Here is a 14,772-nt window from a genome sequence, read left to right as displayed (position 1 = left end):
CATGAGCGCGGTGCCGTTCGCGCCCTCCGGCGGCACCGGGCCGGACACGTCCGGGAGGCCGTGCACCTCACGGTGACGTGGCGCGGGCCGCCATGGCGAGCGCCCGGCGCAGCGCCCGCGCGACGGACGACGGGGTGGCGCCGGGCAGGACCGCCGCGATGTGGGCGTCCGGCCGCAGCACCCACAGCTCGCCGGGACGCGCGGCGAGCGCCTGGCGCAGCGCGCCCGCCGGGTCGCTGTCGCCGAGGCGCAGCAGCCGCACCGGCGCCGACGTCGCCTGGCGCGCCGCCCGCCACACGGGGCCGGTGTCGACTCCGTCGGCGGCGAGCAGCAGGAATCCGTCACGCGCCACCTCCCGCAGCCTGGTCACGCCGGGCGTCGCGGTCGAGATCGGCGCATCGGGAACGAGCACGCCCGGGCAGGGCGGCGGCACCGCCCCTCGCGCGGGACGGCCGGGGAACGGCCGGACGGGCGCCGGCGTCGTGAGCGGCGATCCGGTGTACCAGAACGGTTCGGCGAGCCGTCCGGAGTCCACCGCCGCACGGGCCTCCGGATCGGATCGGGCCGCCTCCAGCACGGACGTCCTGCGCCGCCACCCCCTTTCGTCCTCGGGCACCAGGAACCGCATCGTCGCGCCGGTGACGTCGAGGTTCTCCAGGGCCGCGGCGTGCCGCTCGGCGTGGTAGCTGTCGAGCAGGGCGCCGTCCGCCCAGCCGCGGAGCACGAAGGCGAGCTTCCACGCGGCGTTCTCGGCGTCCTGCACCCCGGAGTTGAGACCGCGGGCGCCGAAGGGGGACACCACGTGCGCGACGTCCCCGGCGAGCAGGACCCGGCCCACCCGCATCCGGTCGACGACACGGGACTGGAAGCGGTACACCGAACTCCACACCAGCTCGTACGGCCGGTCGCCGATGACGGCGCGGATCCGGGCGTCCCGGGCGCCCGACTCCGCCTCCCCGCGGTCGTCGTAGTCGGGCGGCACCTGCCAGTCGACGCGGAACGTCGAGCCTGGACACGGGTGGATGAGCACCTGCCGCCCCGGATTCCACGGCGGGTCGAAGTAGAAGCGCCGTTCCTGGGCCCACCCGGGCAGCTCCGCGCGGATGTCGCAGATGAGGAACCGGTCGGCGAACGAACGGCCGTCGAACCGCACCCCGAGCATCCGCCGCACCTCCTCCCCCCTCGCCCCGGCGCACGCCAGCAGGTAGGCCGTCCGGACGGTGGTCTCGCCCGACGGGGTCAGGCAGGTCAGGGTCACCCCGGAGGCGTCCTGGGCGATGTCCACGACACGGTGCCCCCAGCGCACGTCGATCGACGGCTCGGCGGCGATGCGCTCGTCGAGGAGCTGCTCGGTACGTGACTGGGAAATGTTCACGAACGGTGGGAACGCGGGCCGGCCCGCCTCGGCGAAGGAGTAGCTGAACAGTTCGCGGTCACGGTAGAACGTGCGGGCGGTGGTCCAGGTCAACCCCTCGTCGGCGATCCGCCGGCCGGCGCCGACCGACTCCCAGATGTCCAGCACGTCACGCTGCTGCACGATCGCCTTCGAGCCGACCCCGTCACGGCGTGGCCGCTGGTCCACGAGCACGACGGGCACGCCCCAGCGGGCGAGGAGCAGGGCCGCCGTCTGGCCCACGGGCCCGTTGCCCAGCACGGCCACCGCGGCAGTCATGGTGGTGGTCATCTCCTCAGTCCTGCAGCCGAGCCCAGACCTCGCGGTCGCGCTGGACCGTCCAGATCACGGGCCGTTCGACGCCGGAGAGCTCGTCCCACAGGCGGGACACGTCGAAGGGCAGGCAGTGCTCGAAGATCGGCCAGCCGCCGTACCGGTCGACGAGGGCGGCCCGGGCGGCCTCGAACGCCTCCTTGAGCGTGCCGCCGCGCTCGTGCACCGCGCCGACCTCACGCAGCATCACGCGCAGGAAGTGGCGAGTCTGGCCGATCGCGGCCGCCACGGCGTCCTGCCCGCGCGCCACCGCGCCCCGGCCGCCCACCAGGGTCTCGGCGCCGAACGCGGCGACGCGGTCCAGCGTGCTCGTGGCCCATTCGCGGTGGAAGGCGTCGCCCGTGTAGAGCGCGGCCCGCGACTCGACGAGGTCACCCGCGAACAGGATCTTCCGCCGCGGCAGCCAGGCCACGACGTCGCCGTCGGTGTGGCCCCGGCCGCAGTACTGGAGCACCAGCTCGCCGCGGTCGCCGCCCAGGTCGATGGCGAACCGGTCGGAGAACGTGGCGTCCGGCCAGGTGAGCCCCGGGATCGAGTCGGGCTCCTTGAACAGGCGCGGCATCCGCGCGTACTCGGACTGCCAGTCCTGCTGCCCTCGTTCGGCGATCAGCGCGCGGGTGTTGTCGTGCGCGACGACGACCTGCGCGTCGAACGCGCTCGCGCCGAGCACGCGGACCGCGTGGTAGTGGGACAGCACGAGGTATTTGACCGGCTTGTCGGTGTGCTCGCGCAACCGGTCCAGCCAGGCGCGGGCCGCGACGGGCGTGGCCAGCGCCTCGAAGCAGACGAGGAAGTCCTCGCCCTCCACCGCCCCGACGTTGGGGTCGCCCTCGGCGGTGAGCGCGTACACGCCGTCCGCGAGCACGTCCAGCGTCTGCTGCTTGTCGTCGAGGTCCGCGGATGATGCGAACGCCTTCTGCGCCACGACACACCTCCATGTCGCCGAGCCGTCCGGCACGAGCCGGACGGCCTTCTCCGCCCTGACCGACATTCTCGACCGGGACGGGCCGGTGTCACGCATTCAGGTCGGACACGCCCGGCGCGGGGTCAGGCCCAGCCGTGAACGGACCTGACGGCCCCGCACACCCCTCCGCGGTCGAACCTCCCTCGGCCAGGCGGGCTGCGGCACCTGTGGTTTTCCGCACCCATGAACGGCCATCCGCCTCATGGTGGCCCCGCCCTGGTCCTTCCTAGTCTCGGACGCATGACGGAATGGCTGATCGAACTGATGGAGATGCTCGGCGCGCCGGGAGCCGGGATCGCGATCGCACTGGAGAACCTCTTCCCACCCCTGCCCAGCGAGGTGATCCTCCCGCTGGCCGGCTTCACCGCCTCCCGGGGAGAGATGGACCTGGTCGCCGTGCTGTTGTGGACCACCGCCGGTTCGGTGATCGGGGCGTTGGCGCTGTACTGGGTGGGCGCGATGCTCGGCCGGGAGCGCACGCTGGCCCTGGCCGCCCGGATCCCGCTGCTGAAGGTCTCCGACATCGCCAGGACCGAGGCGTGGTTCCTCAAGCACGGGCGCAAGACGGTGTTCTTCGGCCGGATGATCCCGATCTTCCGCAGCCTGATCTCCGTCCCCGCCGGGGTGGAGCGCATGCCGTTGGGCGTCTTCACGCTCCTGACCACGGCCGGCAGCCTGCTCTGGAACACCGTCTTCGTCCTGACCGGGTGGATGCTGGGCGAGAACTGGGCGGTGGTGGAGACCTACGTCGGCATGGGCACCAACGCGGTCATCGCCACGGTGGCGCTGGCGGTGCTGGTCTTCGTGGGCGTGCGGCTGTCCCAGCGGCGCAAGGGGCGGCATGCGGTCAGCGGTTAGCGGGCTGAGGCTCGTCGGGGCGGTGGCGGCCGGCGCGGTCACCGCGCTCGCGGGGTTGCTGTTCGTCCTGGTGGCGGCGCCGTTCGCGGACCGTCCCGCCGTACGGGCGGCGGCCGCCCGGCTGACCCGGCTGGAGCTGTGGCGGCTGCGCCTGGACCTCCCCGGCAGGAACGACGCGGGCGAGCTGCGCTACCTGGCGGCCCGGACGCCCGTGGGCGTGCTGGGCGGCATCGTGGTGCTGCTGCTCGTGATCGGCCTTGGCGCGGCGGTCCTGCTGGCGTGGTCGTGGGGGCGCGGGGAGGCGTTCGACGGCATGCTGCCCACCGGGCCGCTGCTGGCCTACATGTTCCTGTCGGGCTCCGTTCTGCTGTTCCTCGACGTGTGCGGCCTGATGGGGGTGGAGGCGCTGGAGCGGCGGCTGGCCGTACGGCTGCTCGCTCCCGACCCGACGGAGGCGCTGCGGCGGCGGATCGACGAGCTGACCGTGAGCCGCGCCGGGGTGGTCGCGGCGGTCGACGCCGAACGGCGGCGCATCGAGCGGGATCTCCACGACGGGGTGCAGCAGCGGCTGGTGGCGCTGTCCATGCTCGCGGGACGCGCCCGCCGGGGCCGCCCCGAACTGCTGGAGCAACTGCACGAGCAGGCCCAGCAGGCGCTGGTGGAGCTGCGCGAGGTGGCCTGGCGGGTCTACCCGTCGGGGCTGGACGCGCACGGGCTGGCGGAGGCACTGGCCGGGGTGGCCGAGCGGTCCTCGGTCGCGGTCAGGGTGACCTGCGAGCTGCCGCGGCGGCCCGCGGCGGCGGTGGAGGCCGCCGCCTACTTCGTGGCCAGCGAGGCAGTGACGAACGCGGCCAAGCACTCCAGGGCCACCCTGGTGACCATCGACGTACGCCGGCAGGCCACCATGGTCGTCGTGCGGGTGGAGGACGACGGCGTGGGCGGGGCCGACGCCACCGGCGGCGGGCTGACCGGGCTGGCGCAGCGGGTGGCCGCGTTGGACGGCCGGCTCGCCCTGTCCAGCCCGCCCGGCGGGCCGACCGTCGTGGAGGCGGAGTTGCCGTGCGGGTGATGCTGGCCGAGGACTCGGCCCTGCTGCGGGAGGGCCTGGTGCGGCTGCTGACGGAGGAAGGTCACGACGTGCCGGCCGCGGTGGGCGACGCCGACGCGCTGCTGCAGGCGGTGGCCGGCGAGCGGCCCGACGCGGTGGTCGTGGACGTGCGAATGCCACCCACCCACACCGACGAGGGCCTGCGCGCCGCCCTGGAGATCCGGCGGCGCTGGCCGGAGGTCAAGGTGTTGGTGCTGTCGCAGTACGTGGAGAAGAAGTACGCCACCGAGCTGATGAGCGGCAGCGTCGACGGCGTCGGCTACCTGCTCAAGGACCGGGTGGCCCAGGTGGGCGACTTCCTGGACGCGCTGGACCGGGTGGGTGCGGGCGGGACGGCGTTCGACCCGGAGGTGGTGCGCCAGTTGCTCGCGCGCACCAGTCACACCGACCCGCTCGCCCAGCTCACGGCCCGCGAGCGCCAGGTGCTGGAGCTGATGGCGCAGGGACTGACCAACGCCTCCATCGCCCAGTCCCTGCACGTGTCGCAGAGCGCGGTGGAGAAGCACGTCAACGCCCTGTTCGACAAGCTCGCGCTGTCGCACACCGCAGGCTACAGCCGCCGGGTCCTGGCGGTGCTGCGCTACCTCGGCTCCTGAAAGGCCGTGGTCGGCCTGGTCGCGCGGAGGTCAGCTGAGGGCCGGCGGGAAGCGCAGCACCCAGCGGCGCTGCCATGGGGTTTCGACGGCCCGACGGTGGTGGTGCTCGCGGGTCCAGGCGACGGCGTCGGCCGGGGCGAGACCGGCCAGGATCGCCAGGCAGGCGACGACCGTGCCGGTGCGGCCGACGCCGCCCCCGCAGGCGACCTCCACGGCGGCGCCCTCCCGCGCTCGCTCGTACAGCGCGCGGATCTGCTGTACGGCCACGTCGCGGTCGCGGGGCAGCATGAAGTCGGGCCACTGGATCCACGCGTGCGGCCACCGCAGCTCACCCTCGTGGCGGCGGCGGAGGCTGTCGGAGCCCAGGTACAGGCCGAACTCGGGCGTGGGCCCCGCCGGCAGCGGATAGCGAAGGCCGCGGCCGCGGATCCAGGTGCCGTCGGGGAGCCGGAAGGCGCCCGCGAGCGGCGCCCCGCCCACCGGCCGGGCTGTCGTGCTGTCCACGGAGTCGTTCATGGGGTTCTCCTTGTGTCCTTCAGACAGCGGAGCTGTCGTCTGCAGAGGGCGGAGCTGTCTTCTTCAGCGGGCGGTGGTGTCAAGCCGCCGCCGTTCGCGGTGATTCGCGACATTGATCCGGTTACCGCACACGTCGGGCCTGCAGTAGACGCGACGACCCCCGCGGCTGATGTCGACGAACACCCCTCGGCAGCCCGGGGCGACGCAGGCGCGGAACCGGTCGTGCCCGAGCGCCCGGACGGCGCCGAGCAACCCGATGCCGACGAGCGTGGCCAGTTCCTCGGCCAGCGGCGCGCCCGGCCTGGTGAGAACGTGCCACTGCCACCGCCCGGCGGAGTCGCGCTCCAGCACCGGCCTGAGTCCCGCCCGCCCGGCCAGCACGGCGCCACCCGCGACGGCCTGGTCCTCCGTCTCGGTCTCCACGACGCCGCGCACCTCCCGGCGCAGCAGGTGAACCTCGCGGACGTCGTCGTCGCTCGGCCGACGCCCATCGGCCACGGCGTCGAGCCGCAGCCCGTGCCCTGCGAGGAACTCCGCCAGCGCGTCCGGGGTCGGCAGCGCCTCGCCCGCCGCAGCCTGCACGGTGGGCGAGGTGTTGGCCAGATCGCCGGCCAGAGTCGCCCCGACCGCGTAGTCGGTGATGGAGATCCGCACGCTTCACCTCGTCTCGGTAACCGAATAAAATGGACTATACCCCTTACGTACATGCTGTAGGGCCACCAAGACAGGGAGGCCCATGGCCGCCCAGGGGTGCGGAAAACCACAGGTATAGACGGGCAAGCGCCTCATTCCGCCCAAAAGCGGCTCAACCTACTGTTTCCAGCCATGATCGGAAAGTTGTTCGAGGTGCCCCGGCGGCTGCTGGCCGGATCGGCAACCCTGCTCGTCCTTGCCGCGGTGATCATGCTGACGGCCATGGCGGACAGCACCATGCAACCCCTGCCGGCCACCGCCCCGGACGACCGGTTCAGCGCCGAGCGCGCACTGGTGCACCTGAAGAAGTTCGCCGCCGAACCACGGCCCATCGGCAGCCCGGCAAGCGACCGGGCCCGCGACTACCTGGCCGGGCAACTACGCGCCGCAGGGCTGGAGGTCGAGATCCAACGCTCGGTCGGCGCCCGTTCCGCTGCGGGGCTGGCGACGTTCGGCCAGGTCGACAACATCGTGGCCCGGCTGCGCGGAACCGACTCGACCGGCACCGTGCTCATCGCCGCGCACTACGACTCCGCGGCCATGGGACCGGGCGCCTCCGACGACGGCGCCGCGGTGGCCGCGGTGCTGGAGACCGTCCGGGCGCTGCGCGGCGGCCCCGGCCCGCGCAACGACATCGTGCTGCTCATGTCGGACGGCGAGGAGGACGGCGTGCTCGGCGCCGAGGCCTTCGTCCGCGAGCACCCCCTCGGCAAGGCCGGCGGCGTGCTGCTGAACTGGGAGGCGCGCGGGGTCAGCGGCCCCTCACTGATGTTCGAGACCTCCGCCGACAACGCCCGCCTGGTCGAGACGTTCACCGGCGCCGTCCCCGCCCCGCGCGGCCACTCCGCCATGGTGGAGCTGTACCGGCTGCTGCCCAACAACACGGACTTCACCCCGCTGACCAAAGCCGGCTTCACCGGCATGAATTTCGCCTACATCCAGCGTTCCTCGCTGTATCACACCGCCGGCGACTCCATCGCCAACCTCAACCGGGGCAGCCTGCAACACCACGGCAGCAACATGCTGGCGCTGACGCACGCCCTCGGCGGCGCGGACCTGCGGACGCTGGCCTCCGATCACGACGTCACCTACTTCCGCGCACTCGGCACCATGATCACGTATCCCGGCCGGCTCGTCTGGCCGCTGGCGGCGCTGGCCGCCGTCGCGGTGGCGGGCCTGGCGCTGCTGGCCCGCGTCAAGCGGCTGCTGAGCATTCCCCGGCTGCTCGCGGCGACGGCCTCGGCCGTGGTGCCGCTGGCGTTGGCGGCCGTCCTGGCGCAAGTGCTGTGGAGCCTGCTGGTGTCCTGGCGGCCCGCCTACGACCTGATGGGCGGGCTGCTGCACCGCCCGCAGCCGTTCCAGGCGGCGATCGTCGTGCTGTGCGCGCTGACGCTCCTCGGCTGGTACCTGGTGCTGCGCCGCAGGCTGGGCCCGGCCGCCCTGACGGTCGCGGCGCTGACCTGGTTCGCCGGGCTCGGCCTGCTGTGCGCCCAGGTCGCTCCAGGAGCGTCCTTCCTGTTCGCCCTGCCGGCGCTGATGGGCGCACTCGGCTGGCTGGCCGCGGTCCTGCTCCGCACGCCCGCCTGGGCGCGGACGGTCGCGGCGATGCTGGGCCCGGTCACGGCCGCCATGCTGCTGCCGTCCCTGGCCGGGAACGTCTTCGACGGGATGGGGCTGGCGCTCGGCGGGGCCGGCGCACTGGTGCTGGCCCTGTTCGGGCTGATCGTCGCGCCCATCGCGGAGCTGTTCCTGCCCGACCTCGCCACCCGGCCGAAGCGAGCCACCGTCCTCGCCGTGCCCCTGACGGCTGTCGTCCTCACGGCCGGACTGGTTGCGGTCGGGCTCGTGGCCGACAGCTTCGACGCCGACCGGCCGCGGCGCACACATCTGGCGTACGTCATGGACTCCGTCACCCGTACCGCCCACTGGGTCAGCGCCGACGCGGACCCCGCGCCATGGACCAAGCGGTACGTGTCCGGCCACGACACCTCCACGCTGCCCCCCGGGTACGCACGCGGCACCCTGCGGACCGGCCAGGCGCCGGCGATCGCCGCCGACGGCCCGCGAGCCGAGGTCCTGGCCCACAGCGGGGACACCCTGAAACTGCGGGTCACCGCCGCGAAGGGCACGCGCTCGGTGACGCTACGGCTCGACCAGCCGATGACCCACGCCACCGCATCGGCCGGCCGGTTCGGATCGGCGAGCGTGCCCGTCACCGGCACACGAGTCGGCACCTGGCCCTCGGAGATCCGCTTCCGCGGCATCCCCGCCCGAGGGGTCCAGATCACCGTACGCGTACCGGAGAAGGACCGGATCCGCCTCACGGTGATCGCCGAGACCGACGGGCTGACCACGGTGCCGGGCTTCGTCCCCAGACCCGCCGACCTGGTCGCCGCCACCAGGGAGGACGGCGATCTCACCGCGGTCACGCGCACCTACACCCTTGACCCCTAGGCCCCGGACGCTCACCATCCTGCCCGGCAAGGTCCCGCGATGACCCGGGTCATCACCTGCCCGCTGTCCGCGCGGACGCACAGGGACCTTGCCGGGCTGCCACGACAACGCGAGCTTGCCAGGACGACGTCTTCTCGGAGCACGCTCCTACGGAGTACGTAGGAAGGGTGGGTCCGGCAGGGTCGGCGGGAGCCGATTCGGTCGCCCTTCGCAGAAATGGCTGAAGGCGTCGAGGGCCTTTCCAGAATTCTTCGCGGTTCGGCGTCCGGCCCGGTGCCTCCTGGCGGCGAGGATCTGCGGACGCCTTCCCGCGCATGATGACTTGACGGGCGACGCCCGCCCCATGTGACATCGCCCGGTCCGGTATATCCAGAGTATGTTCCAGGGCCCGCGGCGCTATGTTCCGTTGTGGGCTCCGCGGCGGCGCTGCGACTCTTTTCCCGCTGTTTCTCCCCCGAGAAAAGAGTCACCATGAAGAAGGCACTGGCCCTGTCCGCCGCCGTCCTGGCGGCGGGCGCCATGCTGTCGACGCCCGCGCAGGCGACCGCGCTCGACAAGACCAAGGCGGAGCGCCTGGCGATGGCGCTGACCCTCACGAAGAACACCAAGGCCAGCTACAACGCGTGGGCCCGGTTCAAAACCAACAGGAACACCACTCAGGTCAAGGAATTCGAGTTCAACTGGAACACCGACGGCTGCTCCGTGCCGAAGGCAGTGCCGCACGGCAGCACCTGGGGCGCCGTCTTCAAGATCCCCTGCTGGCGTCACGACTTCGGCTACCGCAACGTCAAGGCCCTGGCATCCTCCAGCGCGTGGAAAAACTACAAGAAGGAAGTGGACTCGGCCTTCCTCGGGGACATGAAGAGGGTCTGCGACGCGCAGTCCAATAGTGCGGCGAGGGCCGCCTGCAAGGCCGTGGCCACCCAGTTCTACAACGCTGTCAAGTATTTCGCCTAGTCACAGCTGGTGCTTGATCGGTCCTGGCGTGTCCGGGACCGGCTGCGCGAGATAGCCCGCCACCTCGACGGGGGCGAGGAGGCGGGCCTCGCGCAGCAGCTCGAGCGACTCACGCCACTCCCGCCGCGCCTCCTCGTGCCGTCCGAGGTCGTGCAGGGTGTGGCCGAGCCACCAGCGGGATACGGCGCCGCCCATGGTGTGGCCGGTCTCGAGCTGGAGCTCGATCCCGCGACGGAACTCCGGAACGGCCTCCTGAAGCAGACCGTGGGCGCGGAGAGCGTCGGCGAGGGTGTCGTGGGCGATGCCGAGGCCACTGGTGTCGTCAAGCTCCCTCCTCATCTGCAGGGCGCGCCGCGCCTCGGCCACGGCTTCCTCGCACGATCCCCGGCGGTAGTGGACGTGCACCAGGTTGTTGCGCACGGACGCCTCCGGCGCCCTGCGTCCTGCTCGCTGGACCAGGTCGAGCGCGTTCTCCAGTGCGTCGAGCGCGTCGTCGTGGCGACCGATCAGGGCGTAGGTGATGCCGAGGTCGTTGAAGGTCCCCGCCTTCCGTTCAGGCTGCCCGGCCTTGTCCCAGCAGGCCAGGCTTTCCTGCAGGAGGGACACGCTCTGCTCGAAGTGTCCCGCCTGCTGGTAAACGGAACCCAGACCCTGCAGCAGGAACGCCGCCCCCTGCCAGTCCTCCGTCTCCTTGGCCAGTCGCAGCGGTTCCGCGCTCACTTCCACGACCTCCGCGAACCAGCCCCGGAGGTCGTACAACCACTGCAGGGCGTACGTGAGGCTCACCATCGCCGAGTCCGCGGTGCGCGCCGCCTGCCGTACTGCTGCCAGGAGGTTGTCCCGCTCGCGGTCGAGCCAGCCGTTGGCCGCCTCCACGGTGTCGATGGGCTCCCCCGGCTGCTCGGGATGGAAGTCCTCCATGGTCACGCCGCTGCCGCCACCTAGCAGCAGCTCGGAGACCCGCCGCGAGGTGGCGGCGTAGTGGTGTAGCACGCGGCTGACGGCGCCGGTCGCTTCGGCGCAGGGGACGTCCTGCTCGCGCGCGTACAGCCCGACGAGGTCGTGGAGCTGGAAGCGCCCGGGTCCTGCGGGTTCGAGGAGGTGGGCGCCCAGCAACTGGTCAAGCGCGATCTCGGCACGGTGCTCGGACCAGCCGGCCAGCGCGGCCGTGGTCGTCGGGGTGTGCTCGGCCAGGTCGAGCAGCCCGAGGAGGGGAAGCAGCCGCGCCGCGTCGTGCCCGGCGGGTTCCTCGCCCAACTGCCGGTGGCTGACCGCGATGCTGGCGCGCACCGCGAGATCGGCGTACTCCAGCAGGTCCAGCCGCCGGGTGGCGTCAGCCAGCCGTACCGCCAGATCGGACAGCGACCAGTCGAGGCGGGCGGCCAGGCGCGCGCCCGTGATGCGCAGAGCGAGCGGGAAGCCGCCGCATTGGCGCACCAGCTCCCGCGCCGCGTCCGGCTCGGCGTCCACCCGGCCCGGCCCGACGATCCTGGTCAGGAGGGTGGTCGCGGTGGCGTCGTCGAGCCCGCCGAGGTGCAGGTGGCGGGCGTTGTCGAGGGTGGCGAGCAGATCGCGGCTGGTGATCACCACGCGGCAGCGGCGTCCCGCGGGAATCAAGGGGCGCACCTGGCGCACGTCGCGGGCGTTGTCGAGTAGCACCATCAGGTCGCTTGCCGCTGTCAGCGACCGGTAGCGCGCCGCGGCCTCGTCGAGGTTCGCGGGCACGGCGGTGCCGTCCAGTCCCAGCGAGCGCAGCAGGTGGCGAAGCGCTTCTATCGGTGCCAGCGGGGCCTGCCCGGTGGTGGAGCCGCGCAGGTTGACGTAGAGGACGCCGTCGCTGAAGCGCCTCGCCAGCGCGTGCGCGACGTGGACGGCCAGCGCGGACTTGCCGATGCCGCCGGGTCCGGAGATCACGGTGACGGCGGCGCCATCCGTCAGCTCGGCGCGCAGCTGTTCGATCTCGGCGGCTCGCGCGGTGAAGGACCGCACGTCGGCGGGTAACTCGGCCGGAGGCGCGCTGATGCCCGTCGCGAGCTGCCGCGACGGTGGCAGATCGAGCGCGGGGTCCTTGACGAGGACGGCCTGGTGCAGGCGGCGCAGCTCGGCACCCGGTTCGATGCCCAGCTCCTCGACCATGGCCCGGCGAAACCGCTGGTAGACCTCCAGCGCCTCAGCCGCCCGCCCGTCGCGGTACAGCGCGAGCATGAGCTGCGCGGCGGGCCGCTCCCTGTGCGGGTGTGCGCCGACGTGCGCGGCCAGCTCGGCTGCGACGGCGCGCTCGTCGCCGGCGGCCAGGCGCAGCTCGGCGTGGTCCTCCAGGACGGCCAGCCGCTCGCGCTCCAGCCGGTCGGCCTCGAGCCGCGCCCACGGCGCGTCCACCTCGGTCAGCGGCGCGCCTCGCCACAGCCCGAGCGCCCGGCGGAACAGCCCGTCAGCGGCGGCCGCCGCGCCCTCGGCGCGGGCCGCGCGTGCCCGCTCGGCCAGGCGGGTGAATTCGCGCGCGTCCACCTGTTCGACCGCGAGCCGGTACCGCCCGCCGGGGAGGGTCTCGATCAGCCCGGGGCCGAGGGTCTCCCGGAGCTTTGAGACCACGATGTGCAGCTGCTTGGACGCGGTCGCGGCGGAACCGTGCGCCCACACGTCGGCGACGAGCCGGTCCGTGGGTACGGCCTGGCCGCCGGTGAGCGCGAGCCTGGCCAGCAACCCGATCCTGCGCCGCCCGGCGACCGCGACAGGGACACCGTCGACCTCGACCTCCCAAGGACCCAGGCACCTGATTTCCAGCCTCAAAGGGAGCGCTCCCATCCTCGACGGAGACTCGGAAGTCTACCGATTTGCAGGGATACGCCGCCGGAAGATCAGGTTCCTGGGCATCTGTGGGGGTGAACCGATCAGCTCCAATACGGCAAAGGGGCGGCGCCGCCCGTCCGCACGCCCGTGGGGCTCCTACGGAGTACGTAGTCGCAATACGTGGGCTCTACGTATGGTCGCAGGCCTGATTTGGGCTCATGTTTTCAGTGATCCCCGTCCGCCACCCCAGGAAGGGCTCACATGCGACCACGCACCCCCCTGTTCGCATTAGCCGTCACCGCTCTGGCGTTGTTCGCGACGCCGCTCCCCGCCTCGGCCGGCCCGCAGGAGAGCCTGCAGGAGAGCGCCTACATCGTCCAGCTCAGCGACAAGCTGCGCGCGGCCCCCAAGGCCACCGCCGAGGAGCACGTGCAGCGGCTGGGCGGTGAACTGGTCGGCGTGTACGAACACGCCTTCAAGGGCTACACCGCCCGGTTGAGCGCGTCGGCCGCCGAGACGCTCAAGCGGGACCCGAACGTGCTGTCCGTGGAGCCGGACGCCGAGGTCGTGGCGTTCCCGCAGACGACCCCCACCGGCGTCAAGCGGATCTTCGGGCCGGACAATCCGAACCTCGACATCGACGGGACCGACGACGTCCGGATCGACGTGGACGTGGCCGTCATCGACACCGGCGTGGACTTCGACCACCCGGACCTCAACGTCGTGGCGCGGGCCAACTGCCAGTCCGGCTCGTGCACGAACAACTCCGGTGACGACGACAACGGCCACGGCACGCACGTGGCGGGCACCGTCGGCGCGATCGACAACGCGATCGGCCCGGTGGGCGTCGCGCCGGGCGCCCGCATCCACGCGGTGAAGGTGCTGAACTCGGCCGGTTCAGGCACGCTGGCGGGCATCGCCGCCGGCATCGACTGGGTGGCGGCCCGGTCGGCGACGATCGAGGTGGCGAACCTGAGCCTCGGCTGCGACGGCTGCTCCAGCAGCGCGATCAGCAACGCGATCACGACCGCGACGAACCGCGGCGTCGTGATCGTGGTCGCCGCGGGCAACAGCAGCAAGGACGCCGCGACGTTCTTCCCGGCGAACCACGCCGACGTGGTCACCGTCTCGGCGCTGACCGACATCGACGGCCTGCCCGGCGGGCAGGGCGGCAACACGCTGTCGTGCCGCAGCGAGCGCGACCAGGACGACACGCTGGCGTTCTACTCCAACTACGGCCGCACGATCGAGATCGCCGCACCCGGCACCTGCATCTACTCGACGTGGATGAACGGCGGCTACAACACCATCAGCGGCACGTCGATGGCCAGCCCGCACGTCGCGGGCGCCGCGGGCGTGCTGACGTCGGGCGCGCACAAGCCGGCGGACCGGGCGGGCGTGCTCGCCGTACGGGACACGCTGGTCGCCACCGGGAACTCCGGCTGGACCGACGACTCCTCCGACGGCGTCAGGGAGCCGCTGCTCGACGTGCACGACGCCACCCGCTACCCGCCCGGGAGCGGCGGCGGCAACCGGCCGCCCACGGCGTCGTTCACCTCGTCGTGCACCCAGCTCGCCTGCTCCTTCGACGGGTCCGGCTCCGCCGACTCCGACGGCACGATCGCCTCGTACGCCTGGGACTTCGGTGACGGCTCGACCGGCACCGGCGCCACGGCGAGCCACACGTACGGCGCGGCCGGCACGTACACGGTCAAGCTGACCGTGACGGACGACGACGGCGCGACCGCGTCCACCACCAAGCAGGTCAGCGCGGGCACGCCGGCGAACCAGCCGCCGACCGCGAACTTCACGCAGACCTGCCAGGTGATCTTCATCTGGCGCTTCTGCACCTTCAACGGATCGTCCTCGTCCGACCCGGACGGCACGATCACCTCGTACGCCTGGAACTTCGGCGACGGGACGACCGGCACCGGCGCGACGGTGAGCCACATCTACAACTCCGGCGGCGCCAAGAGCGTCACCCTGACCGTCACCGACAACGGTGGCGCCACCGGCACGGTGACCAAGACCGTGACGGTGCCGTAGGGCACATCCCCATCCCCCGGGCCGGGCGGCACCCGCCGCCCGGCCCGGTCACGGGTCCGGTCAC

General features: G+C 72.4%; 11 protein-coding genes. 6 read left to right on the top strand and 5 right to left on the bottom strand.

The window, feature by feature from the left end; genetic code table 11:
• Window positions 1–67: 67 nt before the first annotated feature.
• Together ACGF0J_RS00595 and ACGF0J_RS00590 are read right to left on the bottom strand one after the other, a co-directional pair.
• Window positions 68–1,684 carry an FAD-dependent monooxygenase gene (locus ACGF0J_RS00595; RefSeq protein ID WP_393140819.1) on the bottom strand — a complete coding sequence of 539 codons (1,617 nt, stop codon included), beginning with the start codon at window positions 1,682–1,684 and terminating at the stop codon, window positions 68–70.
• Between the two features lie 4 nt (window positions 1,685–1,688).
• A complete protein-coding gene (locus tag ACGF0J_RS00590) occupies window positions 1,689–2,651 on the bottom strand; it encodes an MBL fold metallo-hydrolase (protein WP_393140817.1) in 963 nt (320 codons plus the stop codon).
• A gap of 279 nt (window positions 2,652–2,930) precedes the next feature.
• Here ACGF0J_RS00590 and ACGF0J_RS00585 point away from each other — a divergent pair, with 279 nt between their 5' ends.
• The 3 genes from ACGF0J_RS00585 to ACGF0J_RS00575 are packed head-to-tail and all read left to right on the top strand — an operon-like array spanning window position 2,931 to window position 5,252.
• Entirely contained in the window at window positions 2,931–3,548 is a 618-nt protein-coding gene (locus tag ACGF0J_RS00585; protein ID WP_393140815.1) for a DedA family protein, read from the top strand.
• Window positions 3,532–4,617, top strand: coding sequence for a sensor histidine kinase (locus tag ACGF0J_RS00580; protein WP_393140813.1), 1,086 nt, complete (start codon window positions 3,532–3,534; stop codon window positions 4,615–4,617). The genes ACGF0J_RS00585 and ACGF0J_RS00580 overlap by 17 nt, the downstream gene beginning before the upstream one ends.
• Window positions 4,608–5,252, top strand: coding sequence for a response regulator (locus tag ACGF0J_RS00575; RefSeq protein ID WP_393140810.1), 645 nt, complete (start codon window positions 4,608–4,610; stop codon window positions 5,250–5,252). Before ACGF0J_RS00580 ends, ACGF0J_RS00575 begins: the two co-directional genes overlap by 10 nt.
• A gap of 30 nt (window positions 5,253–5,282) precedes the next feature.
• Here ACGF0J_RS00575 and ACGF0J_RS00570 read toward each other — a convergent pair whose 3' ends face one another.
• Window positions 5,283–5,768 (bottom strand): protein-tyrosine phosphatase family protein, encoded by a 486-nt coding sequence (locus tag ACGF0J_RS00570; RefSeq protein ID WP_393140807.1) that lies wholly within the window; start codon window positions 5,766–5,768, stop codon window positions 5,283–5,285.
• A 63-nt stretch (window positions 5,769–5,831) separates the two neighbouring features.
• A complete protein-coding gene (locus ACGF0J_RS00565) occupies window positions 5,832–6,422 on the bottom strand; it encodes a CGNR zinc finger domain-containing protein (RefSeq protein ID WP_393140805.1) in 591 nt (196 codons plus the stop codon).
• A gap of 171 nt (window positions 6,423–6,593) precedes the next feature.
• Between ACGF0J_RS00565 and ACGF0J_RS00560 the strand changes: the two genes are divergently transcribed.
• Entirely contained in the window at window positions 6,594–8,915 is a 2,322-nt protein-coding gene (locus tag ACGF0J_RS00560) for a M28 family peptidase (RefSeq protein ID WP_393140803.1), read from the top strand.
• A 471-nt stretch (window positions 8,916–9,386) separates the two neighbouring features.
• Entirely contained in the window at window positions 9,387–9,872 is a 486-nt protein-coding gene (locus ACGF0J_RS00555; RefSeq protein ID WP_393140800.1) for a phospholipase A2, read from the top strand.
• Here ACGF0J_RS00555 and ACGF0J_RS00550 read toward each other — a convergent pair whose 3' ends face one another.
• On the bottom strand, window positions 9,873–12,662 hold the full coding sequence (locus ACGF0J_RS00550; protein ID WP_393140798.1) for a BTAD domain-containing putative transcriptional regulator: 2,790 nt from the start codon (window positions 12,660–12,662) through the stop codon (window positions 9,873–9,875).
• A gap of 261 nt (window positions 12,663–12,923) precedes the next feature.
• Between ACGF0J_RS00550 and ACGF0J_RS00545 the strand changes: the two genes are divergently transcribed.
• Window positions 12,924–14,708 carry a S8 family serine peptidase gene (locus ACGF0J_RS00545; protein WP_393140796.1) on the top strand — a complete coding sequence of 595 codons (1,785 nt, stop codon included), beginning with the start codon at window positions 12,924–12,926 and terminating at the stop codon, window positions 14,706–14,708.
• Window positions 14,709–14,772 lie beyond the last annotated feature (64 nt).

Source organism: Nonomuraea sp. NPDC047897 (assembly GCF_043204415.1).
Classification (GTDB): Bacteria; Actinomycetota; Actinomycetes; order Streptosporangiales; family Streptosporangiaceae; genus Nonomuraea.
Note: the sequence above shows the minus strand (reverse complement) of the source record. Positions and strands in the feature narration are given on the sequence as shown.